This window comes from Stenotrophomonas sp. S41 (assembly GCF_016624625.1).
Lineage (GTDB): Bacteria > Pseudomonadota > Gammaproteobacteria > Xanthomonadales > Xanthomonadaceae > Stenotrophomonas.
In genome coordinates this window covers 1-24,020 of the sequence record NZ_JACVTV010000017.1, presented here as the reverse complement: position 1 = coordinate 24,020, position 24,020 = coordinate 1, and the positions used below count along the sequence as shown (strand labels likewise).

Here is a 24,020-nt window from a genome sequence, read left to right as displayed (position 1 = left end):
GTCTGCCACGTGCGTGAAGGGCAGCCGAGCATGGGCTCGGCTCTACAAGAGCCCGCTGCACCTCCGGTAGCGCCGTCACGGAACGGATCTTGCACGCACCCCGGCAACCCCAGCCGCAGTGCCCGTGATGTCCGAGAACGAAGACGCAGGCGAAAAAACCGAACAACCAACAGAAAAACGCCTGCGTGAAGCCCGTGAACAGGGCAACATCCCGCGTTCGAAGGAACTGGCGACCGTGGCCGTGTTCGGCGCCGGCATCATCGCCATCATGGCCAGCGCCGCCTCGCTGGGGGCCGGCGGCCGGGCCTGGATGCGCGCCGCGCTCAGCCCCGAGCCGGCCCTGTGGCAGAACCCGCAGCTGCTGTTCGGGCACTTCGGCATGCTGTTCCTGCGCCTGATGATGGCCTGCTGGCCGTTGTTGCTGGTCTGCATCCTGGCCAGCTTCCTGGCGCCCGTGGTGATGGGCGGCCTGCGCTGGTCGAACAAGTCGCTGATGCCCGACCCCAGTCGCCTCAGTCCGCTGTCCGGACTGAAGCGCATGTGGGGCGCCGAAGCCGTCGCCGAGCTCATCAAATCACTGCTGCGCATGGGGTTTGTCGGGGCCTCGGCCACGCTGGTGTTCGCCGCCAGCTTCGACAGCCTGCGCGGCCTGCTGAACCAGCCACTGGAATCGGCCGTCGCCCATGGCCTGGGCTTCACCCTGAAGCTGCTGCTGGCCGCCGCCGGGGCGATGCTGGTGCTGGCCGCCATCGATGCCCCGTACCAGCGCTGGAACTGGACGCGCAAGCTGAAGATGACCCGCGAGGAACTGCGCCGGGAAATGAAGGAAAGCGAGGGCAGCCCGGAAGTGAAGGGCCGCATCCGCCACATGCAGCAGCAGCTGGCCAACCGCCGGATGATGGAAGCGGTGCCCACCGCCGACGTGGTGGTGGTCAACCCGACCCACTACGCGGTCGCCCTGAAGTACGAGGGCAGCAGCATGGGAGCCCCCACGGTGGTCGCCCTGGGCGTGGACGAAACCGCCCTGCGCATCCGTGAAGTGGCCGACGGCAACAAGGTTGCGATCGTCTCTGCCCCGCCTTTGGCACGCGCCTTGTATCGGGAGGGGCAACTCGGAAAGGAAATTCCCGTGAGACTGTACTCCGCCGTCGCCCAGGTGCTGTCCTACGTCTACCAGCTGCGCAGCTGGCGGACTGGCCCGATGCCGTCCGTCCCGCATGTGGACGTGGATGAATTCGGCAAGGGAGGCCGCCCGTGAACGCCCAGGCTTCCGGCTTCAACACCCGCCGCGCCCTGGAGATGATCCGCCAGGGCCTTGGCGCGCCGCTGATCGTGCTGGCCCTGCTGGCCATGGTCGTGGTGCCGCTGGCCGCGCCGGTGCTCGACGCACTGTTCACCTTCAACATCGCCATCTCGCTGATGGTGCTGCTGGCGGTGGTCTACGTGAAGCGCCCGCTGGACTTCACGATCTTCCCGATCGTGCTGCTGGTCACCACCATGCTGCGGCTGGCGCTGAACGTGGCCTCGACCCGCGTCATCCTGCTCAACGGCCAGAACGGCCACGACGCGGCCGGCAAGGTCATCGCCGCGTTCGGTGAATTCGTCATCGGCGGCAACTACGCCGTCGGCATCGTGGTCTTCGCGATCCTCACCATCATCAACTTCGTGGTCATCACCAAGGGCGCCGGGCGCGTCTCGGAAGTGACCGCGCGCTTCATCCTCGACGCCATGCCCGGCAAGCAGATGGCCATCGACGCCGATCTGAACGCCGGTTTGCTGACGCGTGAAGAAGCCAAGGCCCGTCGTGAAGAAGTCCGCGAGGAAGCCGACTTCTACGGTGCGATGGACGGTGCCAGCAAGTTCATCCGCGGCGACGCCATCGCCGGCATCCTGATCCTGTTCATCAACATGCTCGGCGGCCTTGCCGTGGGCGTGCTGCAGCATGGCATGCCGTTCGGCGATGCCGCCGCCACCTACACCCTGCTGTCCATCGGTGACGGCCTGGTGGCGCAGCTGCCGGCGCTGCTGATCTCCAGCGCCGTGGCGATGCTGGTCACCCGCGCCTCGCGCTCGCAGGACATGGCGCAGGCCATGACCGGCCAGGTGTTCGGCCAGTACCGCGCCCTGGCCATCACCGCCGGCATCATCGGCCTGGTCGGCCTGGTGCCGGGCATGCCCAACGTCGCTTTCCTGACGCTGGCCGCGATCCTCGGCTTCATCGCCTGGAAGCTGTACCGCAAGAGCCAGGCGCCGGCTGTCGATCCGGCCGCGGCCGCCGCTGAAGCCGGCCCGTTGAATGCCCTCGGCCGCCCGGCCGCCGCCCCCACCGCCGAACTGAGCTGGGACGAGCTGCGCCCGGTCGATCCGCTGGGCCTGGAAGTGGGCTACCGGCTGATCCCGCTGGTGGATGCCAACCAGGGCGGCGAGCTGATGGCGCGCATCAAGGGCGTGCGCCGCAAGCTGACCCAGGACGTGGGCTTCCTGATCCCGTCCGTGCACATCCGCGACAACCTGGAACTGCCGGCCAACGGCTACCGCGTGCTGGTGCATGGCGTGCCGGTGGCCACCGCCGACATCCACCCAGACCGCGAACTGGCGCTGGACCCCGGCAGCGCGCTGGGCCCGCTGGAAGGCATCGCCGGCAAGGACCCCGCGTTCGGCCTGGATGCCACCTGGATCCAGCCGCACCAGCGTGCCCAGGCCGAGACCATGGGCTACACCGTGGTCGACCCGGCCACCGTGGTCGCCACCCATCTGTCGCACCTGATCCGCGAGCACGCGCCGGAACTGCTGGGCCACGAAGAAGTGCAGCACCTGCTGGCCAACCTGGGCAAGAGCGCGCCCAAGCTCGTCGAAGATCTGACGCCGAAGGCCCTGCCGCTGTCGGCGGTGGTGCGCGTGCTGCAGAACCTGCTGGTCGAGCGCATTCCGATCCGCCAGCTGCGCAAGATCGCCGAAGCGCTGGTCGAGCACGCCCCCATGAGCCAGGACCCGGCCACGCTGACCGCTGCCGTGCGCACCGCGCTGGGCCGCTTCATCGTGCAGGAGATCGCCGGAATGTCGGCGGAGCTGCCGGTGTTCACCCTCAACCCGCAATTGGAACGTGTCTTGCAGGAGTCCACGCAGGGCAACGGCGCCGCGCTGGAACCCGGACTCGCAGAGCGACTGCACCAGAGCCTGGCCGAATGTGTCAGCAAGCAGGAAGCGCGAAACGAGCCGGCGGTCGTGCTGGTACCGGGCCCGGTGCGTGCCGCGCTGGCCCGCCTGGTCCGCCACAGCGTTCCGTCGCTGTCGGTCCTGGCCTACAGCGAGGTGCCGGAAGACAAGCGCCTGAAACTGGTCGGAACGATCAGCTGACGCCCGCCTTCCACGCGCCAGAAAACAGACACCACTTTCAAACCGCAATACACGACAGATTCCAAGGGGAACCCGAACCGTGCAGACCACCGACCACCCGCGTTCCTCGACCGCCACTCCGCCGACTTCGTCCCGTGACCACAGCATGAAAATCAAACGATTCGTCGCCGCCGACATGCGCTCGGCCATGAACCTGGTGCGCAAGGAACATGGCCCCGACGCCGTGATCCTGTCCAACCGCCGGATCGAGGAAGGCGTGGAGATCGTCGCCGCCGCCCATTACGACGAGAGCGCCGTGCAGCGTGCACTGGAAGCCTCGCGCCGCGAGATCGCCCCGCCGCCGCCGCCGAAGCCGCGCACCGCCGCCGACGCCGTGATCGCCGCGGTGACCCGCCGCCGCACCGCGACCCCGGCCGCCGAGCCGGTGGCCGCCACCACCTCGGCCGTCGCCGCCCTCGCCCGCGCCGCCGTCGGCGCCACCGGCCGCACCCTGGACAGCGCCGACGAGATCGTGCCGACCCGCGGCAGCACCGGCTTCGCCGCCACCCTGGCCCGCGCCAGCGTCAACGAATCGGCACTGCCGGAGCAGATCTTCGCCCCGTACGCCGACGCCATCGTGGCACCGCCGGCCAGCGCCATCGTGGCACCGCCGGCCAGCGCCGCCGTGGTCGCCGCCGCGCCGATCAACCGCGCCCGCTTCCTGATCGACCCGCCGCTGGAAGACGACGCCGCAGTCCTGCCGCCGCCGCTGCCGCTGCCGGCCCCGGCCGTCGCCGCCCTTCCGGTCGAAGCCGCAGTCGAAGCCGCAGTCGCATCGGCCACCGCCGTGGTCGCCGCCATCGAAGCGCCGGCCGCCGAAATGCCCGCCAACGATATGGCGCCGCTGGCCGACGCCCTGCCGACCCCGGCACCGGCACCGCAGCTGGCCCCGGCCCCGGCACTGACCATGGTCGCTGCCGATGACGGCGAGATCCGCCAGCTGCGCCACGAAGTGGCCGGCATGCGCCAGGTCATCGAGCGCGAGATGAACCGATTCACCGATGAGCGCCTGCGCGGCAGCGCGGTGCGTGCCACCGCCCTGGACCTGATGGACGAGTACGGCTTCGATGCCGGCCTGTCGCGCGACGTGGCCATGCAGATCCCGCTGGAGACCGAGGCCCACCGCGGCCGTGGCCTGATGCTGGGGCTGATCTCGCGCAAGCTGCCGATCGCCCCGGTCGACCCGCTGGAAGAAGGCGGCGTGATCGCCCTGGTCGGCCCGACCGGTGCCGGCAAGACCACCACCATCGCCAAGCTCGCCTCGCGCTTCGCCGAGAAGCATGCCCCGCGTGACGTCGCCCTGGTGACCACCGACACGATGCGCGTCGGCGCCCGCGAGCAGCTGTACGGCTACGGCCGCCAGCTCGGCATCGCCGTCCACGAGGCCAACAGCGGCACCGACCTGGACCAGCTGCTGGAGCGCCTGCAGGACTACAAGCTGGTGCTGATCGACACCGCCGGCCTCGGCCCGCGCGATCGTGCCCTGGCCGCCCAGCTGCAGTGGCTGCGCGCCGCACGCCAGGTGCGCACCCTGCTGGTGCTGCCGGCCAACACCAGCTTCGGCGACATGGACGAGGTCGTCCGCCGCTTCGGCGCGGCGAACCTGCAGGGCCTGGTGCTGAGCAAGCTGGACGAGACCGGCCGCTTCGGCAACGCCCTGTCGGTGGCGGTCGACCACGCCCTGCCGATCACCTGGGTGACCGATGGCCAGGACGTCCCGGAGGACCTGCACCGGGCCAGTGCAGCCAATCTTGTACTTCGCCTTGAAGATTTGCGCCGAGCGGCCGATATGCCCTGCAACCCGGAGTTGAACCATGCCGTCGCGTGAGTACGCCAAGCTGACCAATACCTTCCCGCTGTCGGCCACCCGCAGCGAGCCGCTTGGCCCTGTCCGCACCATCGCGGTGACCGGCGGCAAGGGCGGCGTGGGCAAGACCAACGTGTCGGCCAACCTGGCCGTGGCGCTGGCGGGCATGGGCAAACGCACCCTGCTGCTGGACGCCGACCTGGGCCTGGCCAACATCGACGTCATCCTCGGCCTGAACCCGAAGTTCACCCTGGCCGACCTGGTGGCCGGCCGCTGCAGCCTGGAGGACGTGATCATCGAGGGCCCCAACGGGGTGCTGGTGGTCCCGGCCGCCTCGGGCCGCCGGCACATGGCCGAACTGGCCCCGGCCGAGCATGTCGGCCTGGTCAACGTGTTTTCCGAACTGGAACGCGAGCTGGACATCATGGTGGTGGACACCGCCGCCGGCATCACCGATGGCGTGCTGACCTTCTGCCAGGCCGCGCAGGACACCGTGGTGGTGGTCTGCGATGAGCCGGCCTCGATCACCGACGCCTACGCGCTGATCAAGGTGCTCTCGCGCGAACGTGGCGTGGACCGCATCCAGGTGGTGGCCAACATGGTGCGCGACCCCAACGAGGGCCGCGTGCTGTACGAAAAGCTGACCCGCGTCTGCGAGAAGTTCCTCGCCGATGTCTCGCTGAACTACCTGGGCTGCGTGCCGCAGGATGACTGGCTGCGCCTGTCGGTGCAGCGCCAGCAGCCGGTGGTCAAGGCCTACCCGTCCAGCCCGGCCGCGCTGGCGATCACCGAGATCGCCCGCCGCACCGCCCGCTGGCAGGCGCCGACCGAACCGCGTGGCGGCGTCGAGTTCTTCCTCGAACGCATCCTCAAGCAGCGTGGGGTGACCGTATGAAAGGTGCAGCCCAGTACAAGGAAGTCCAGCGCGCCAGCGCGACCGATGTCATCGCCCAGCATTCCGACCTGGTGCGGCGCATCGCCCACCACCTGGCGGCACGCCTGCCGGCCAGCGTCGAGGTGGACGACCTGATCCAGGCCGGCATGATGGGCCTGATCGAAGCCTCGCGCAGCTATGACGCCGACCAGGGCGCGTCGTTCGAGACCTACGCCTCGATCCGCATCCGCGGCTCGATGATCGACGAGATCCGCCGTGGTGACTGGGTACCGCGCTCGGTGCACCGCCGTGCCCGCGACGCGGCCGCCACCATCCGCCGACTGGAGCAGAGCAGCGGCCGCGCCGCCAGCGCCACCGAGGTGGCCGCGGCGATGGACATGCCCCTGCCCGAGTACCTGCGCCTGATGGAAGACGCCTCGCGTGGCCAGGTGCTGAGCCTGGAATCGCGCATCGAGGACCAGGGCGAGCTGGACACGGTTGCCCAGGGCGGCCCGACCCCGCAGCAGGTGCTGGAGCGCGGCGAGTTCGGCCGCGAGCTGGGCAAGGCCATCGGCCACCTGCCCGAGCGCGAACAGCTGGTGCTCTCGCTCTACTACGAGCAGGAGCTGAACCTGAAGGAGATCGGCGCGGTGCTCGGCGTGAGCGAATCGCGGGTCTGCCAGATCCACGGCCAGGCCGTGCTGCGCCTGCGCGGCCGGCTGAAGGTTTTCGAGGCGGCCGACGCCGGCCTCGAAGAATGAACATGCGCGAGGCGGCTGCCCCCGGCCGCCCGCAGTGAACAACAAAGGAACTCTGCTTTGAACAAGAACATGCGCATCCTGATCGTCGACGACTTCTCGACCATGCGTCGCATCGTCAAGAACCTGCTGGGCGATCTGGGCTTCACCAACACCGCCGAAGCCGAGGACGGGCATGCCGCGCTGTCGTTGCTGCAGAGCCAGCCGTTCGATTTCGTGGTCACCGACTGGAACATGCCGGTGATGACCGGCATCGAGCTGCTCAAGGCGATCCGCGCCGATGCCAAGCTGAAGACGTTGCCGGTGCTGATGGTGACCGCCGAAGCCAAGCGCGAGCAGATCATCGAAGCGGCCCAGAGCGGCGTCAACGGCTACATCATCAAGCCGTTCACCGCGCAGACCCTGGAAGAGAAGCTCGGCAAGATCTTCGAACGCCTGGCAGCGAGCGCCTGATGGACGCCCAGGTCGACAGAAGCGCCCTCGCCCTGCGCCTGCAGGAGGCCCTGGATGCATTGGAGTCGGGTGACGAGACCGCCTGGCGCCAGCGCATCGACAGCCTCGTGGCCGCGCGTACCCAGCCGATGATGAGCGGCCTTTCGCGGCTGGCCCGCGAGCTGGGCCAGGCCCTGGGCGAACTGCCGACCGTGCCCGACGAGGCCGGCGAGCTGGACGATGCCTGCGCACGCCTGGACCACGTGGTGGCGATGACCGAACAGGCCACCCACCGCACCCTGGACCTGGCCGAGGAATGCCGCGCCCTGACCGAACAGCTGCGTGCCGATGGCCTGCAGCCGGGCCAGGATGAGCAGCTTGAGCGCATCCGCCACAACCTGACCGAGATCGCCCTGACCCAGAGCTACCAGGACCTGACCGGGCAGATCATCCGTCGCGTGGTCGGCATCGTCCGCCGCGTGCACGAAGGCTTCGGCGCACTCGGCCTGCCGCCGGAACAGCATCGCACCGACCCGGAACTTGCCGGGCCGGCACTGAAGGGACTGGACCGCCACGCGGTCTCGCAGAACGACGCCGACGACCTGCTGTCGGACCTGGGGCTGTAAGCATGAGCGCGGTTGCCGACGACATCACTGCCGATTTCATCATCGAGGCCCAGGAAATCCTGGATCGCCTGGGCGAACAGCTGGTGTCGCTGGAACAGGCACCGCAGGACAACGACCAGCTCAACGCGGTCTTCCGTGGCTACCACACGCTGAAGGGCGGCGCCGGCTTCCTCGGCATCACCGCCATGGTCGAGCTGTGCCATGCGGCGGAAGAAGCGCTGGGCGCCGCGCGTGCCGGCCAGGCCGTGCTGCAGGCCCATCACTTCGATGCCGCCCAGCAGTCGCTGGACTACCTGCAGTCGATGCTCGACGCGGTGTCGTCCGGCACTGAGCCCGGCTATGCGCCGCCGGAGCTGATCGCCCAGTTCGACGTGCACGGTGGCGCGAGCCCCGCCGTGGGCGCCGCCACGGCGGCCGCACCGGCCGCTGCCGGCGGCGACCTGATCACCGACGACGAGTTCGAGGCGCTGCTCGACCAGCTGCACGGCGGCAATGCCCCGACCGCGGTCGCACCGCCGAAGAAGGCCGACGACGGCCTGATCAGCGAAGACGAATTCGAAGCCCTGCTCGACCAGCTGCATGGCGGTGCCGTGCCCGGCGCCAAGCCGGTGGCTGCGGTACCGGTCGCGGCCCCGCCGGCACCGGCACCTGCGCCGCGTGCGGCGGCCAAGCCGGCGGCGAACAAGCCGGTGGCCGAAGCCGAACACACCGTGCGCGTGGATACCAAGCGCCTGGACGCCATCGTCAACCTGATCGGCGAACTGGTGCTGTCACGGAACCGGCTCAAGACCCTGCGCACCCGCCTGCGCGACGAAGAGCTGGACCGCGCCGTGTCGACGCTGGACATCGCCACCGCGCGCCTGCAGTCGGCGGTCATGCGCACCCGCATGCAGCCGGTCGGCAAGGTGTTCTCGCGCTTCCCGAAGGTGGCCCGCGACGTCGCCCGTTCGCTGCAGAAGGAAGTGGACCTGGAGCTGATCGGCGCCGAGACCGAACTGGACCGCAACCTGGTCGAAGCGCTGGCCGACCCGCTGGTGCACCTGGTGCGCAACGCCATCGACCACGGCGTGGAAATGCCTGACCTGCGTGAAGCGCAGGGCAAGCCGCGGATGGGCCATGTGCGCCTGTCGGCGCAGCAGGAAGGCGACTACGTCAGCATCGAAGTGCAGGATGACGGTGCCGGCATCGATCCGGAAAAGCTGCGCGCCAAGGCACGCGAGAAGGGCCTGATCGATCCGGAAGCCGCCGCCCGCCTGAGCAGCGAGGAATGCCTGCACCTGGTGTTCCTTCCCGGCTTCTCGACCAAGCAGCAGGTCACCGATATTTCCGGCCGCGGCGTCGGCATGGACGTGGTGCAGTCGCGCATCCGCGAACTGAGCGGGCAGATCCAGATCCAGTCCGAACTGGGCCGTGGCAGCCGCTTCCTGATCCGCGTGCCGCTCACCCTGGCCATCCTGCCGACCCTGCTGGTGCAGGCCGGCGAGGATGTCTACGCCCTGCCGCTGGCCCGCGTGATGGAAGTGCTGCACGCGCCGCGCACCTCGCTGGGCTGGTTCGATGGCCGTGCGGTGCTGGACCGCCGCTCGCACACCCTGCCGCTGGTCGACCTGCGCCAGTGGCTGGATGTGACGCCGGCCGCCTCCACCCTGCTGACCATCGTGGTGCTGCAGGCTGGTGAAGCCCGCTTCGGTCTGGTCGTGGACCAGGTGCGCGGCCGCGAGGAAGTGGTGATCAAGCCACTGCCCAAGGCCCTGCGCGGCCTGCGCGGTTACGCCGGTGCAACCTTGATCGGCGATGGTCGAATGGCCCTGATCCTGGACGTGGACGGCCTGCGCTGAAGCCACGCCGGGCCAGGCCCCGCGCGACCCGGTATGGGCCCCCGCGGGGGGGGGGGCGGCGCGCCCCCCCCCCCCCCGGCCGGGGGGGGGGGCCCCCCCCCCCCCCCCGCGACCCGAAAACTGTGACTACCGTCTGTACACGATCTACCGGTGTCTCAAGTCCCATTCACACAAGCCGATACCGGACCCATGGATAGACTCAGCCTCATTGGACTCTTTCTCGCCCTGGCCTCGCTGGTCGGCGGCAGCATCCTGAAGGGCGCCGGCCTGGCTTCGCTGTGGTCGCCTGCCGCTTTCGTGATCGTGATCGTCGGCACCGTGGCGTCGATCCTGCTGCACACCGCGCCTGCGGTGTTCAAGCACGCCTTCAAGATCGTGCGCTGGGTCGTGCGCCCGCCGCACAGCGACCGCCACGAACTGATCAAGCAGATCGTCGAGTGGAGCAACATCGCCCGCCGCCAGGGCCTGCTGGGCCTGGAATCGCAGGTGGAAGCACAGCGCGACCCGTTCCTGCGCAAGGGCCTGCAGCTGCTGGTCGATGGCGTGGAGCCCGAATCGATCCGGCACATGCTGGAAATCGAACTGAGCGGCCAGGAACACCAGGACCAGGCCGCGGCCAAGGTCTTCGAGGCCATGGGCATCTATGCACCGACCCTGGGCATCATCGGCGCCGTGCTGGGCCTGATCGCGGTGATGAAGAACCTGGCCGACCCCAGCAAGCTGGGCCACGGCATCGCCGCCGCGTTCACCGCCACCATCTATGGCATCGCCTCGGCGAACCTGCTGTTCCTGCCCATCGCCGCCAAGCTGAAGGGCGTGATCGCGCACAACACCCGCGACCGCGAAATGGTCATCGAAGGCCTGATCTCGATCGCCCAGGGCGAGAACCCGCGCAACATCGAAACCAACCTCACCGGCTTCCTGCACTGACATGGCCCGCCGCAAGCACCACGAAGAGCACGCCAACCACGAGGCATGGGCCATCCCCTATGCCGACCTGATGACGTTGCTGCTCGCCTTCTTCGTGGTCATGTACGCCATTTCCTCGGTCAACGAGGGCAAGTACCGGATCATGGCCGATGCCCTGACCGATGCCTTCGGCGGTGCGCCGCGCACCATCAACCCGGTGCAGGTGGGCAACAAGCAGGTGCAGGGCGGCGGCTGGGACAGCCCCTCTGTGATCAAGTCGGGCACGAAGATCGGTCCGTCGGCGCCCACGCCCACCCACGATCCCACCCTGCTGCCGGCGATGGCCTCGCAGATGCGCATGCCGGTCTCGGTGCACAACCAGGAACAGATCGCGCGCGCCGAGCGCCAGCTCAACAGCATCGCCGACCGCCTGACCGCCGCGCTGTCGCCGCTGATCGACCGCGGCATGATCAGCGTGCGCCGCACCGAGCTGTGGATCGAAGTCGAGATCAACAGCGACATCCTGTTCCCGACCGGCTCGGCCGCGCTGGACGTGCACGCACGACAGACCCTGGCCAGCCTGGCCGAGGTGCTGCGTGATGTGCCCAACAGCGTGCGCGTGGAAGGCCACACCGACGACGTGCCGATCGCCACCGCGACCTTCCCGTCCAACTGGGAATTGTCGGCCGGTCGCGCCGCCAGCGTGGTGCACCTGTTCGCCGACCAGGGCGTGCAGCCCTCGCGGCTGGCCATGGTCGGCTACGGCCAGTTCCGCCCGCGCGACGCAAATGACAGCGCACAGGGCCGCAACCGCAACCGGCGGGTGATGGTCATCATCCTGGCCGACACCAGCCATGCCGTCGATCCGCTGGGCGATCGCCTGAACGCTGCTGCAGGTGGCGGCAATGCCGCCGCCGGCGCGACCACCGAAGCTGCTGCCGCACCGCGCGGCGCCCCTGTTTCCCCCATCGCACCGGTGCAGTTGCCGGTGCCGGCTGGCAGCCGCGTCGGCGCCGCCGTTCCCCCGGCAATGAAGGAGTAACCCGATGCGCATCTGGGCAGTCGCCAACCAGAAGGGTGGAGTCGGCAAGACCACCACCACCCTCGCCCTCGGTCGCGGCCTGGCCGCACAGGGCCACCGCGTGCTGTTGATCGACCTGGACCCGCACGCCTCGCTCACCCGCGCCTTCGGCGTGCCGGTCGAGCCGGCGCCGGCCGGCGTGCTGGAACTGTTCGGCGCGCCGCCGGCCGAGCTGTCCACGCTGAGCCACCCCAGCAGCATCGGCGGCCTGGACTACGTCTGCGCGCAGGCCTCGCTGGCCACCCTGGAACGGCGCAGCGCCAACCAGCCCGGGCTTGGCCTCGCGCTGCAGAACGCGCTGGCCCGCCACCATGGCCAGCACGACTACATCCTGCTGGACTGCGCGCCGACCCTCGGCCTGCTGATGATCAACGCGCTGGCCGCAGCCGACCGCCTGATCATTCCGACCCAGGCCGAGCCGCTGGCCCTGCACGGCCTGGACGGCATGGTGCGCACTGGCGAGATGGTCGAGCGCTCGCGCCGCCGTCCGCTGCCGATCTCGATCCTGCCGACCCTGTTCGACCGCCGCACCCGCGCCGGCAACGAATCACTGCGCACCATGCAGGACCGCCACGGCACCCGCGTGTGGGAAGACGCGATCCCGATCGACACCCGCATCAGCAATGCCGCCGGCCTGACCCTGCCCAGCGTGGGCGAGGACTACCCGGGCCGCGGCCTGGCGGCCTATCGCCGTGCGCTGAACTGGATCCTCGGCGAAGACGCGCGTGCCCTGGAGCAGGCAGCATGAACACCCCCGGCGTGCTGGACGACTATCTGGACGAGCTGCTGGGCGAGGCCATCGCCGTCGCCGCGCCGCCGGCGCCGGTCGCCGCCGCGCCTGCGCCCGAGCGCGAACCGACCTGGGACGACCTGCCAGCCGAAGTCATCTACGAAACCGGCGACACGGCCGTTGCAACCGCCGTGGACGACGCCCTGCTGGAAGCCGCCTTCGAAGCCGCCGTGGTCGCGGCGCCCGAACGCGAACCCACCTGGGACGACCTGCCGGCCGAGGTCATCTACGAGACCGGCGACACCCCCGGTAGCGCCGGGCCACGCCCGGCGAGCGCAGCGGCACCCGAAACCGCCGCCGTCGTTGCGGCACCCGAACGCGAACCGACCTGGGATGACCTGCCCGCCGAAGTGGTCTACGAGACCGGCGACACCACCGGTAGCGCCGGGGCACTTCCGGCGAGCGCAGCGGCGCCCGAACCCGCCACCGGGCCGGACGCCCCCAAGCCGACCTGGGACGACCTGCCGGACGAAGTGATCTACGAAACCGACAGCGCCGACAGCCATCGCCTGGCGCACACCGACAGCCCTGCCCTGCAGGCCGCCTTCGAGGCCGCCGCCATAGGCGAGGCTGTGCCGCCGCCGGCGCCGGTCGTGCCCGCAGCCCCCATCCCGGCAGCGCCGCGCCCTGCCCCTGCCCCTGCCCCTGCGCCGGTCGCACGCGCCGCCGTCGCACCGCCGCCGCGCGTCGCCCTCGATGCGCCGCCCGGCATCCGCCCCGGCAGCTGGCAGGAACTGCAGGCGCAGGCCCACCAGCCGCCGCATGGCGCCAACCCGCACAACCGCCGCGCCGCCGAACGCACCTCGCGCTGGCTGCGCCTGCGCTGTGGCACCCAGGCCTATGCACTGGAACTGCTGAAGGTGCAGGAAGTGGTGCTGCCCGTACCGCTGCTGCCGCTGCGCGGCACGGCCCCGGCCATGCTCGGCATCATGAACCTGCGTGGCCAGGTGGTGCCGGTGATGGACCTGGGCATCCACCTGGGCGCGGCCACCGCCGAAGACGATGCGCAGACCCGCATCGTGGTGCTGGAAGAGAACGGTGAAACCCTCGGCCTGCGCGTGTCGGCGGTCGAGGACGTGGCCAGCCTCACCGACTCGCAGATCGAGCCGCCCGATACCGCCCGCATCTGCCAGATCTCCAACGAGCTGTTCCGCGGCGTGGCCCGCATCAGCCAGCGACCGATGATCCTGCTCGATGCGACCCGGTTGTTGGCCTGAGTCCCATCCACGCATGGCGTGGACCTACTGGACGCGCCCGCGTGGATATGCGGCCAATCGATTCAACCCTAAAGAACCCCTGCCGGGTGCCGTTATGGATCTCGGAACCGTTTGTCCGGAGCAACGATGAGCACTGTCGAACTGGGTGACGATCTCGGCATCGAGAACAGCACCGAGCTCAAGAACCGCCTTTCGCCCCTTGTGGTGGAAGCAGGCGAACTGACCCTGGACGCAAGCCAGGTCGGTCGCATCCACACGGCCAGCGTGCAGGTGCTGTGTGCGTTCGTGCAGGCGCGCCGCGAGGCGGGCCTGGGCACCGGCTTCCACGGTTGCACTGCAACCTTCCGTGACGCCGCCCGCCTGTTGGGCGTCACCCAGGCCCTGGGCCTGGACGTACCCCATGACAACCTGAAATCTGTGGAGAACGCTGCATGAGCGCACGTATCTTGGTGGTGGACGATTCGGCGTCGATGCGCCAGATGGTTTCCTTCGCCCTCACCTCGGCCGGTTTTGCCGTCGAAGAAGCCGAAGACGGCGCGGTCGCGCTCGGTCGCGCCAAGGGCCAGCGTTTCAACGCGGTGGTCACCGACGTCAACATGCCGAACATGGACGGCATCAGCCTGATCCGCGAGCTGCGCCAGCTGCCGGACTACAAGTTCACCCCGATGCTGATGCTGACCACCGAGTCGGCTGCGGACAAGAAGTCCGAAGGCAAGGCCGCCGGTGCCACCGGCTGGCTGGTCAAGCCGTTCAACCCCGAACAGCTGGTCGCCACCGTGCAGAAGGTGCTGGGCTGATCGCCCGGCACCCCTGAACCGCCCCTACCCCACGTTTCCGGATTGCCTCTGCCATGAGCATGGACCTGCAACGCTTCCACGCCACCTTCTTCGAGGAGAGCCGCGAAGGCCTCGACGCGATGGAGGCCGGCCTGCTGGCCCTGGAATCGGGGCAACAGGACGCGGAGATCATCAATTCGGTGTTCCGCGCCGCCCACTCCATCAAGGGTGGCGCCGGCACCTTCGGCTTCGATGCGATCGCCGGCCTGACCCACGTGCTGGAAACGCTGCTGGATGAGCTGCGTGCCGGCAAGCGTGCACTGGAACCGGCCGCGGTGGACGCGATGCTGTCCTCGGTGGACGTACTGCGCGCCCTGCTGCGCGAAGCCGAGCACGGCCAGGCCGCTGACCCGGCCGCCGTCGCCGAGGTGAAGGCGCGCCTGGAAGCGGTGCTGTCCGGCCAGGTGGCCGCCAGCGCTCCGGCCGCTGCCGAAGCCAAGGTCGACGATACGCCCGAAGCCTGGCAGATCGGCTTCACCCCGGCGCCGTCGCTGTTCATGAGCGGCAACGATCCGCTGCGCATCATCCGCGAACTGGAACACCTGGGTTCGCTGCAGGTCGCCGCGCGCATGGAGCGCCTGCCCGGCTTCGCCCAGCTCGACCCGCTCGAGGCCCACCTGGCGTGGGACCTGGGCCTGGTCGGCAAGGTGCCGCGCAGCAAGATCGAAGACACCTTTGCCTGGGTGCTGGACGACTGCGAACTGGACATCCGTCCGGCCGCGCCGCCGAGCCTGGCCACCCAGGCCCCCGCTGCACCCGTTGTTGCCCCTTCCACCCCCGTTGCACCGGTGGCTGCAGCCGCCCCCGCCGCGCCGGCCGCCAGTGGTGGCGGCGCACAGGAAGCCGAAACCTCGATCCGCGTCAGCGTGGACAAGGTCGACGCACTGATCAACCTGGTCGGTGAACTGGTCATCACCCAGGCCATGCTCAAGCAGGTCTCGCACGCACTGGACCCGGTGCATGCCGAAAGCCTGTTCGCCGGCCTGGACCAGCTTGAACGCAACACCCGCGACCTGCAGGAAGCGGTGATCGGCGTGCGCATGCTGCCGGTCGATGCGGTGTTCCGCCGCTTCCCGCGCCTGGTCCGCGACCTCTCGACCCGCCTCGGCAAGCAGGTGCGCCTGCGCACCGTGGGCGAAGGCACCGAACTGGACAAGGGCCTGATCGAGAAGATCGCCGACCCGCTGGTCCATCTGGTCCGCAACTCGATCGACCATGGCCTGGAAATGCCGGACGTGCGTCGTGACGCAGGCAAGGACGAGACCGGTACGATCACCCTGGCCGCTTCGCATCAGGGCGGCCACATCGTCATCGAAGTCAGCGACGACGGCCGCGGCCTGAACCGCGACAAGATCCTGGCCAAAGCACACGAACGCGGCCTGGCCGTACCGGACAACCCGACCGATTCGCAGGTCTGGGACCTGATCTTCCAGCCCGGCTTCTCCACCGCCGATGCAGTGACCGATCTGTCCGGGCGTGGCGTGGGCATGGACGTGGTCCGCCGCAACATCCAGGCACTGGGTGGCGAAGTGCAGATCGAAAGCAGCCTGGGCAGCGGTACGCGCACGCTGATCCGCCTGCCGCTGACCCTGGCCATCCTCGACGGCATGACCGTGGCGGTGGCCGGTGAAACCCTGATCCTGCCGCTGGCCTACGTGCTGGAAGCCCTGCAGCCGCAGCCCGAGGACATCCGCAGCATGGCCGGCGAAGGCCGCGTGCTGCGCGTGCGTGGCGAGTACCTGCCGATCCTCTCGCTGAGCGAGTACTACGGCTATGGCGCCCGCAGCGCCAACAGCGAATCGCTGGTGGTGGTGGTCGAGGGCGATGGGCAGAAGATCGCCCTGGAAGTGGACGAACTGGTCGGCCAGCAGCAGGTGGTGGTGAAGAACATCGAGAACAACTACCGCCGCATCGGCGGGGTGTCCGGTGCCACCATCCTTGGCGACGGCCGTGTCGCCCTGATCGTCGACATCGGTGGCCTGGTGCGTTCGCTGCGCGTGCCGCAGGCCGCCTGAGCCACCGCACCGCGCTGTACCCGAACCGCCGCCCGCAGGGGCGGCGGTTTTTGTTTGCGCGCAGCCGCGCCCCTCGGGGGTCGGATCCCTTTGCACAGCAAAGGGCTCTGACCCCACGCCCGCATCACGCACTGTGATCTCCGTCGTGAAGGCAGTTTCCACTGCAACCAACCAACGAAGTGAAAGCGCCCGTCCCACAAGGCTTTCGCACCGTTTCACCCTACGCACACGAATGTGACATCCATCCATAAAGTCCGTGCAAACCACGCCGCTATCTGGCTTTGACGGCAGTCACCGAACCCCCACCGGCCCGACCGTTTCCCTCTGCATTCCCCCGGCCCGCGCCCGTGCGCCGGCCACCTGCCCACCCGGAGCACCCTGCATGAAGTGGTTCCATGATCTGCCCATCGCCCGCAAGCTGGCCGTGGGCTTCACCCTGACGACGCTGATGACCCTGGTCCTGGGCCTGTTCGCCCTGGTCCGTCTCAGCGAGGCCAACGCCCAGCTGGGTGCGATGGCCAGCAACGACATTCCCTCGGTGCAGCACCTGGGCGAAGTGCGTTCGCAGCTGGGTGAATTCCGCACCTACGAGCTGGCGCTGCTGACCATGCTCGACCAGCCGGAAAAGGTGGCCGACTACAACAAGCGCATGGACGACAGCGCCGACATCGTGCGCAAGGAACTTGCCGCCTATGCTGCGCTGCCGACCGGCGACAAGGAACGCGCCCTGTACCAGCCGGTGAAGGCCGGTGTCGACGCCTACTTCAACGCCAATGCGAAGCTGCGCGCGGCCGCCGATGCCGGCGACGGCGTGCTGGCCCAGCAGGTCTCCGATGAGCAGTCGCGCCCGGCGCGCCGCAAGGCCTTCGAGGAACTGAAGGCACTGAGCGCCTTCCTCGGCACGCAGATGCAGGCCAAGATCGACGCCGCCAACGCCACCCACCGCAACAGCATGATCGCCATCGTCGGCACCATCGTGCTGCTGTCGCTGGTCGCCGCTGCACTGGCCGTGGTCATCTCGCGCGCCGTCACCGTTCCGCTCGGCAAGGCACTGACCGCCATCCAGGCCGTCGCCCGCGGCGACCTCAGCGTCACCACCCAGGCCACCAGCAAGGACGAAGCCGGCCGCATGCTGACCGCCACCAGCGACATGACCGCCATGCTGCGCCGCTTCTCCGAGCAGACCCAGCTGATGGCGGAGATGCATGCCGGCCCGGACATCAGCCATCGCATCCCAGAGGATTTCCCCGGCGTGTACGGCCAGCTGGCCGGCGGCATCAACACCGTCATCTTCGAGCACCTCGATTCGATCCGCGCCGCCTTCGACGTGCTGAACCAGTACGCCGCCGGCAACCTGACCCAGGATGCGCAGCGCCTGCCTGGCACCCGCGCGTTCCTGCACGAAGCCATGGATGCGGCGAAAGCCAGCCTGCTGGCCATCAACACCCAGATCCAGCAGCTGGCCAACGCGGCGGCCGCCGGTGACTTCAGCCAGCGCGGCGATGCCGATCGCTTCGACCATGACTTCAAGGTGATGATCGAGCAGCTGAACTCGATGATGCAGGTGGCCGACGGCAACCTCGGCCAGCTCTCGCAGCTGCTGCAGGCCATCGCCGAAGGCGACCTGACCGCACGCATGGACGGCCAGTTCCATGGCGTGTTCGCCCGCATGCGTGACGACGCCAACACCACCGTCGCCCAGCTGACCCAGATCGTCGGCCAGATCCAGGCCAGCGCCGGCAGCATCACCCTGGCCGCCGGCGAGATCGCCTCGGGCAACAGCGACCTGTCGCGCCGCACCGAACAGCAGGCCGCCAACCTGGAAGAGACCGCGGCATCGATGGAGGAACTTACCTCCACGGTGAAGCAGAACGCCGAGCACGCCCGCCAGGCCAACCAGCTGGCGATCGGCGCACACGGCGTCGCTTCGCAGGGTGGCGAAGTGGTCGGCCAGGTGGTCGTCACCATGTCGGCCATCGAGGCGTCGTCGAAGAAGATCGCCGAGATCATCAGCGTCATCGACGGCATCGCCTTCCAGACCAACATCCTGGCGCTGAATGCCGCGGTGGAAGCGGCGCGTGCCGGTGAACAGGGTCGCGGCTTCGCCGTGGTCGCCAGCGAAGTGCGTACCCTCGCCCAGCGCTCGGCCGCCGCCGCCAAGGAGATCAAGGGCCTGATCGATGATTCGGTCGGCAAGGTTGCCGAAGGCTCCAGCTTGGTCCACCAGGCCGGCAGCACGATGGGCGAGATCGTCGCCTCGGTGCAGCGCGTCACCGACATCATGGCCGAGATCTCCGCTGCCTCGCAGGAGCAGTCGGCCGGCATCGAGCAGGTCAACCAGACCGTGGTGCAGATGGACGAAACCACCCAGCAGAACGCTGCGCTGGTGGAAGAAGCCACCGCCGCCGCACGGGCGATGGAAGACCAGGCCGCGCAGCTGGGTGAAGCCGTGGCCCGCTTCCGCCTGGCCACTCCCGGCCTGAGCGCTCCTGCACCGCGCGCCATTGCCGCAGCCCCGGTGGCGCGCAAGCCCACTTCGGTTGCCACACCGGCCCCGTCGCGGGCCCGCAAGCCGGTGGCGCAGCCTGCGCTGGCCGGTGACGGCGACTGGCAGGAGTTCTGAGCCACAGCGGGTCCGGTTGCGGCATGACCGGACCCGCATCAAGGCGGCGGCACCGTCTATGGAAAGTGATGCATTTCACACTTCATAATTGCCGACCCCGGCCGATACCTCTTTCAAGCCACGCGCCAGCGCGTGTCGGCCCCCGCCCCAGAACCAAGATTCCATGTCCGACGGCCACGACAACGACCAGCACGATGCCCACGCGGCCGACGCCGCCGACGAACGCTTCCTGGTGCGCAATCCCCGCCAGCTGCGCCAGCTGCTGCGTTCGCTGATCGACCAGCGTTCGCTGATCAACGCCCACATCGACGGTCGTGATCGTTCCTTCCCGACCGCCCTGCTCGACCTGGACGAGGACGACGATTTCCTGCTGCTCGATGGCAGCCCGCAGGAAGCCTCCAACCGCGCCGCCGAAGAGGCCGATCACCTGCTCTGCTTCGCCCAGCTGGAACGGGTACTGGTGCGCTTCCGCCTGCAGGACCTGCAGCGGGTGGACAACGAAGGCCACGTCGCCTTCCGCGCGCCGCTGCCGGAAGAACTGGTGCACCTGCAGCGGCGCGAGCTGTACCGCCTGGAGACCCCCATCACCGACTCGCCGCAGCTGACCCTGCCCGCCGGTGAAGTCGGCAGCGAAGCGCTGTCGATGCGCGTGGTCGACATCAGCGGCGGCGGCCTGGCCGTCACCGTGCCCAATGACTGCGCGGTGTTCAGCCTGCAGAAGCGCTACAACGCCGTGCTGTCGATGCCCGATGGCCCGGACCTGCAGATTTCCCTGGTGGTCTGCAACATGCTGCCGCAGCGGCAACCCAACGGCATCGAGGTCAAGCGCATCGGCATGCGCTTCGACGACCTGCCGCGCGGTGGCGACAGCGCCATCCAGCGTTACATCTTCCGCATCGACCGCCAGCGCAAGGCGCGCCAGAACGGCGAGATGTAAGGCAGTCCCCGGGGTCAGAGCCTTTTCCTGCGGAAAAGGATCCGACCCCACGCGCCTCCCCGGTAGATCCACGCCATGCGTGGATGACACACCTGCCCACCTAAAGTCCCCACCCACGGGGCCGATATCGAGCCTGACACCGGAATTCCGGCAGACCAGGACCCTCGATGAACGACAAGACCAGCTCCACCGCCAGCGCCGGTGGCGAATTCCTCAGCTTCACCCTCGGCGCCGAGCACTACGGCGTGGACATCCTCAAGGTGCAGGAAATCCGTGGCTACGACGCGGTCACCCGCGTGCCGGACGCACCGGACTACATCAAGGGCGTCATCAACCTGCGCGGCACCATCGTTCCGGTCATCGACCTGCGCCTGAAGCTGCGCCTGGAAAACGCGACCTACGACGCCTTCACCGTGATGATCGTGCTGAACGTGGATGACCGCGTGGTCGGCATCGTCGTCGACAGCGTTTCCGACGTGATCCCGCTGTCGGGCGATCAGATCCGCCCCACCCCGGAATTCGGCGCCGCCGTCGATACCCGCTTCATTTCCGGCATCGGCACGCAGGACGACCGCATGCTGATCCTGCTGGACATCGAAACCCTGCTGGACAGCGCCGACATGGGCCAGGCCAGCCTGGTCGAAGACGCCGCGGCCTGAGCAGGCGGACTTCCCTCACGTTTCTGTAACCGAGCCCTTCAGTTCCCCGCGGCAGTGCCGATAGGGGGACATGAACCCGGTCGCGCAGGAGCGCGCAGAACCGGATCGACCATCACAATCCCCGGAGAATCACCCCGATGAAGTCCCTGCTTGCGTTCGTTTCGGCTGCCGTCCTGGCCACCACTGCTTCTTCCGCTTTCGCACAGTCGGCCGACATGATCCCGCCGGAAATGGCCCCGCGCTCGGTCGGCAAGGACGGCATGGTCTGCGGCAAGGTCGAGAAGGCACGCTTCGCGGAAGGTTCCGAAGGCCAGCCGACCTTCCTTTACATGGGCGGCGCCTTCCCGCGCCACACCTTCTCGGCCCGCATCGCCGGCGAGAACCGCGGCAAGTTCAACTTCCCGCTGGAAAGCCTGGAAGGCAAGACCGTCTGCGTGCTGGGCAAGATCCAGCGCGATGCCTCGCGCGCTGAAATCGAAGTCAGCTCGCCGGCAAGCCTGAAGCTGGCCAACATCAAGTAATCCGCTGTCCATCACCACGCCGGCCCCTCGCCGGCGTGGTCTGCTGCAACCGGGCAAGACGCCCGGACGCGTCTGCCTTAGGAGATCGCAACGCCCATGCCGTGGATCAACAACCTCAAACTGATGCCGAAGCTGCTGTTGACGTTCGGCGTCATCCTGCTGGTGATGCTGCTGCAGGGCATCGTCGCCTATCGTGGCCTGCATTCGCTGAACAACGTCACCACCGAGCTGGCGGGGTCGCGGATGGAAAGCATCCGCATGGCCGGCGAGATGCGCGGCATGGTCGGCGAATACCGCAACGCGGCCTACCAGCAACTGATCCGCGCCAGCGACGACGTCAAGACCGATGCGCGCAACCGCGCCAAGGATGTGCGCGCCCGAATGGACAAGGCAGTCGTCGATTACCCCAAGATGATCGACAACGCGCAGCAGAAGAAGCTGTTTGACGCCTTCGCTGCCGACTGGAAAGCGGCGCTCGCTTCGTATGACAGCGTCACCGAAATGCTGGAGCTGGATCTGCCGGACGATGCCATCGACACCTTCGTTGGCGAGACCCGCAACAAGCACAGCAAGGCAACGGCGGCTCTGGAGTCGCTGATCGCCGAAGACAATCGCCTGGCGCGCGCGTCGCGCGACGAAGCGTCCTCCACTTACGCCGCATCGGCCACGCTGATGGTGATCGCCCTGTTCGGCGGCGCCGCGCTGGGCCTGGTGCTGGTGTGGCTGTTCGCCCGTGCCCTGGTCGGCGGCGTGCGTGGCGCCGTTTCGGTCGCCAACGACGTCGCCGGCGGCAAGCTCGACGGCCATATCGATGTCAGCCGCCAGGACGAAGTGGGCGAACTGATGCAGGCCATGCAGCGCATGCAGCGCGACCTGCGCGAGCGCATCGAGACCGATGCCGCCGTCGCCCGCGAGAACCTGCGCATCCGTACCGCCCTGGATTACAGCTCCACCGGCGTGTACCTGACCGACCCGAACAACACCATCGTCTACAGCAACCGCGCCCTGCAGCAGACCCTGGTCCAGTACCAGGACGACGTGCGCCGCGACCTGCCGGACTTCGACGCGCAGGCGTCGCTGGTCGGCAAGCCGGTGACCGTGCTGGAACACCGTGGCGAGATGGACACCACCCTGGTGGCCAACCTGAAGGCCCACGGCGTCGCCCGCCGCCCGATGCAGTATGGCGATGCGCAGTTCGCCCAGGTCGCCTCGACCATCCGCAACGAAGCCGGTGACACCGTCGGCTACGTGGTGGAATGGCGCGACCGCACCCAGGAAGCGCAGGTCGAAGCCGAAGTGGCCCGCGTCATCGCCCAGGCTGCCGCCGGCGACCTGTCCGGCCGCATCGATGCCAACGGCAAGGAAGGCTTCTTCCTGCAGCTGGCCCAGCAGATCAACGGCCTGCTGGACGCCAACGCCGGCAGCATCGAGCAGATCTCCGGCCTGCTGGCTGCGCTGTCGCAGGGTGACCTGACCGTGCGCATGCACGGCGATTACCAGGGCGTGTTCGCCCGCATGCGTGACGATGCCAATGCCACCGCCGCGCAGCTGAGCGAGATCGTCACCCGCATCAAGCAGTCCAGCCGCGCGATCAACTCGGCCGCCGGTGAGATCGCCTCGGGCAACAGCGATCTGTCGCGCCGCACCGAGCAGCAGGCTGCCAACCTGGAAGAAACCGCCGCCTCGATGGAAGAGCTGACCTCGACCGTTCGCCAGAACGCCGAGCACGCCCGCCAGGCCAACCAGCTGGCCATCGGCGCACACGGTGTCGCCTCGCAGGGCGGCGACGTGGTCGGCCAGGTGGTCACCACCATGTCGGCCATCCAGGCGTCGTCGAAGAAGATCGCCGAGATCATCTCGGTGATCGACGGCATCGCCTTCCAGACCAACATCCTGGCACTGAACGCCGCGGTGGAAGCCGCGCGTGCCGGTGAACAGGGCCGCGGCTTCGCCGTGGTCGCCAGCGAAGTGCGCACCCTGGCACAGCGCTCGGCCGCTGCAGCGAAGGAGATCAAGGGTCTGATCGACGATTCGGTCGGCAAGGTCAACGATGGCTCGGCACTGGTGCACAAGGCCGGCGCGACCATGGGCGAGATCGTCGCCTCGGTGCAGCGCGTGACCGACATCATGGCGGAGATCTCCGCCGCCTCGCAGGAACAGTCGGCCGGCATCGAGCAGGTCAACCAGACCGTGGTGCAGATGGACGAGACCACCCAGCAGAATGCTGCGCTGGTGGAAGAAGCCACTGCTGCTGCCCGCGCGATGGAAGAGCAGGCCGGCCACCTGAGCGAGGCCGTGTCGATCTTCGTGGTGGACGAAGCCGAGATCGTGGTCGCCCCGCGCGCCCCGGCACCGGCCCCGCGCGTGGTCGCCCCGGCACCGGCACCGGCCGCACCGCCGGCACGCCGCAGCACCGGCGGTCGCCCGATGGCTGCCGAGCTGGCGGACGGAGACTGGCAGGAGTTCTGATTCCTGCTGCCGCAGGCTTCGAAGACGCCCTGGCCGTGTGCCGGGGCGTTTTCGTTTCCGGGGTTCCCGGGTTTACAGCCAACGGCGAAGCCCCTCGGGGTGGGCGCTCGGTGCGTTGGGATTTTGTGGGCTGGCCGGGCGGGTGGATTGCGCGGGGGACGCTGCAAGTACGTCCATGTAAGCTCGGTCGCCGCTTGCTCGTGTGCGCTGTCCTGCGCACACGGCAAGACCG

Annotated in this window: 19 protein-coding genes and 1 pseudogene; all 20 read left to right on the top strand. The window is 68.6% G+C overall.

Annotated elements, in window-relative coordinates:
- The first annotated feature begins 127 nt into the window (after positions 1-127).
- The 20 genes and pseudogenes from flhB (at position 128) to IAE56_RS05880 (ending at position 23,788) form a co-directional block, all read left to right on the top strand.
- Complete coding sequence (gene flhB / locus IAE56_RS05975; protein ID WP_200751852.1) at positions 128-1,258, top strand: flagellar biosynthesis protein FlhB; 1,131 nt, start codon at positions 128-130, stop codon at positions 1,256-1,258.
- A gap of 41 nt (positions 1,259-1,299) precedes the next feature.
- Positions 1,300-3,357 carry a flagellar biosynthesis protein FlhA gene (flhA, locus tag IAE56_RS05970; protein ID WP_200751873.1) on the top strand — a complete coding sequence of 686 codons (2,058 nt, stop codon included), beginning with the start codon at positions 1,300-1,302 and terminating at the stop codon, positions 3,355-3,357.
- Between the two features lie 145 nt (positions 3,358-3,502).
- Positions 3,503-5,224 (top strand): flagellar biosynthesis protein FlhF, encoded by a 1,722-nt coding sequence (gene flhF / locus IAE56_RS05965; protein ID WP_200751851.1) that lies wholly within the window; start codon positions 3,503-3,505, stop codon positions 5,222-5,224.
- Complete coding sequence (locus IAE56_RS05960) at positions 5,211-6,098, top strand: MinD/ParA family protein (protein WP_108768786.1); 888 nt, start codon at positions 5,211-5,213, stop codon at positions 6,096-6,098. The genes flhF and IAE56_RS05960 overlap by 14 nt, the downstream gene beginning before the upstream one ends.
- Complete coding sequence (locus IAE56_RS05955; protein WP_200751850.1) at positions 6,095-6,838, top strand: RNA polymerase sigma factor FliA; 744 nt, start codon at positions 6,095-6,097, stop codon at positions 6,836-6,838. The genes IAE56_RS05960 and IAE56_RS05955 overlap by 4 nt, the downstream gene beginning before the upstream one ends.
- Before the next feature lie 57 nt (positions 6,839-6,895).
- Positions 6,896-7,288, top strand: a complete 393-nt coding sequence (gene cheY, locus IAE56_RS05950) for a chemotaxis response regulator CheY (RefSeq protein WP_006365466.1) — start codon at positions 6,896-6,898, stop codon at positions 7,286-7,288.
- A complete protein-coding gene (locus IAE56_RS05945) occupies positions 7,288-7,893 on the top strand; it encodes a protein phosphatase CheZ (protein ID WP_200751849.1) in 606 nt (201 codons plus the stop codon). Before cheY ends, IAE56_RS05945 begins: the two co-directional genes overlap by 1 nt.
- 2 nt (positions 7,894-7,895) lie before the next feature.
- A complete protein-coding gene (locus IAE56_RS05940; RefSeq protein ID WP_108768783.1) occupies positions 7,896-9,731 on the top strand; it encodes a chemotaxis protein CheA in 1,836 nt (611 codons plus the stop codon).
- A gap of 189 nt (positions 9,732-9,920) precedes the next feature.
- Entirely contained in the window at positions 9,921-10,661 is a 741-nt protein-coding gene (locus tag IAE56_RS05935; RefSeq protein WP_108768782.1) for a flagellar motor protein, read from the top strand.
- Position 10,662: 1 nt separating this feature from the next.
- A pseudogene (motD, locus tag IAE56_RS05930) lies at positions 10,663-11,541 on the top strand (flagellar motor protein MotD); the annotation flags it as partial.
- 145 nt (positions 11,542-11,686) lie between these two features.
- On the top strand, positions 11,687-12,469 hold the full coding sequence (locus IAE56_RS05925) for a ParA family protein (protein WP_200751847.1): 783 nt from the start codon (positions 11,687-11,689) through the stop codon (positions 12,467-12,469).
- Positions 12,466-13,728 carry a chemotaxis protein CheW gene (locus IAE56_RS05920; RefSeq protein ID WP_200751846.1) on the top strand — a complete coding sequence of 421 codons (1,263 nt, stop codon included), beginning with the start codon at positions 12,466-12,468 and terminating at the stop codon, positions 13,726-13,728. The genes IAE56_RS05925 and IAE56_RS05920 overlap by 4 nt, the downstream gene beginning before the upstream one ends.
- Positions 13,729-13,854: 126 nt before the next feature.
- Positions 13,855-14,163 carry an STAS domain-containing protein gene (locus IAE56_RS05915; RefSeq protein WP_200751845.1) on the top strand — a complete coding sequence of 103 codons (309 nt, stop codon included), beginning with the start codon at positions 13,855-13,857 and terminating at the stop codon, positions 14,161-14,163.
- The gene (locus IAE56_RS05910; RefSeq protein ID WP_070207889.1) at positions 14,160-14,525 is read left to right on the top strand and encodes a response regulator; all 366 of its coding nucleotides are present in this window, start codon (positions 14,160-14,162) and stop codon (positions 14,523-14,525) included. Before IAE56_RS05915 ends, IAE56_RS05910 begins: the two co-directional genes overlap by 4 nt.
- Positions 14,526-14,578: 53 nt before the next feature.
- Positions 14,579-16,579 carry a chemotaxis protein CheA gene (locus IAE56_RS05905; RefSeq protein ID WP_200751844.1) on the top strand — a complete coding sequence of 667 codons (2,001 nt, stop codon included), beginning with the start codon at positions 14,579-14,581 and terminating at the stop codon, positions 16,577-16,579.
- A gap of 382 nt (positions 16,580-16,961) precedes the next feature.
- Positions 16,962-19,202 carry a methyl-accepting chemotaxis protein gene (locus tag IAE56_RS05900; RefSeq protein ID WP_200751843.1) on the top strand — a complete coding sequence of 747 codons (2,241 nt, stop codon included), beginning with the start codon at positions 16,962-16,964 and terminating at the stop codon, positions 19,200-19,202.
- Between the two features lie 163 nt (positions 19,203-19,365).
- Positions 19,366-20,139: a flagellar brake protein gene (locus IAE56_RS05895; RefSeq protein ID WP_200751842.1), complete on the top strand. Its 774-nt coding sequence runs from the start codon at positions 19,366-19,368 to the stop codon at positions 20,137-20,139.
- Positions 20,140-20,306: 167 nt separating this feature from the next.
- Positions 20,307-20,798, top strand: a complete 492-nt coding sequence (locus tag IAE56_RS05890) for a chemotaxis protein CheW (RefSeq protein ID WP_108768775.1) — start codon at positions 20,307-20,309, stop codon at positions 20,796-20,798.
- Positions 20,799-20,935: 137 nt separating this feature from the next.
- The gene (locus tag IAE56_RS05885; RefSeq protein ID WP_108768774.1) at positions 20,936-21,319 is read left to right on the top strand and encodes a hypothetical protein; all 384 of its coding nucleotides are present in this window, start codon (positions 20,936-20,938) and stop codon (positions 21,317-21,319) included.
- Between the two features lie 96 nt (positions 21,320-21,415).
- The gene (locus IAE56_RS05880; RefSeq protein ID WP_200751841.1) at positions 21,416-23,788 is read left to right on the top strand and encodes a methyl-accepting chemotaxis protein; all 2,373 of its coding nucleotides are present in this window, start codon (positions 21,416-21,418) and stop codon (positions 23,786-23,788) included.
- Positions 23,789-24,020: the final 232 nt, after the last annotated feature.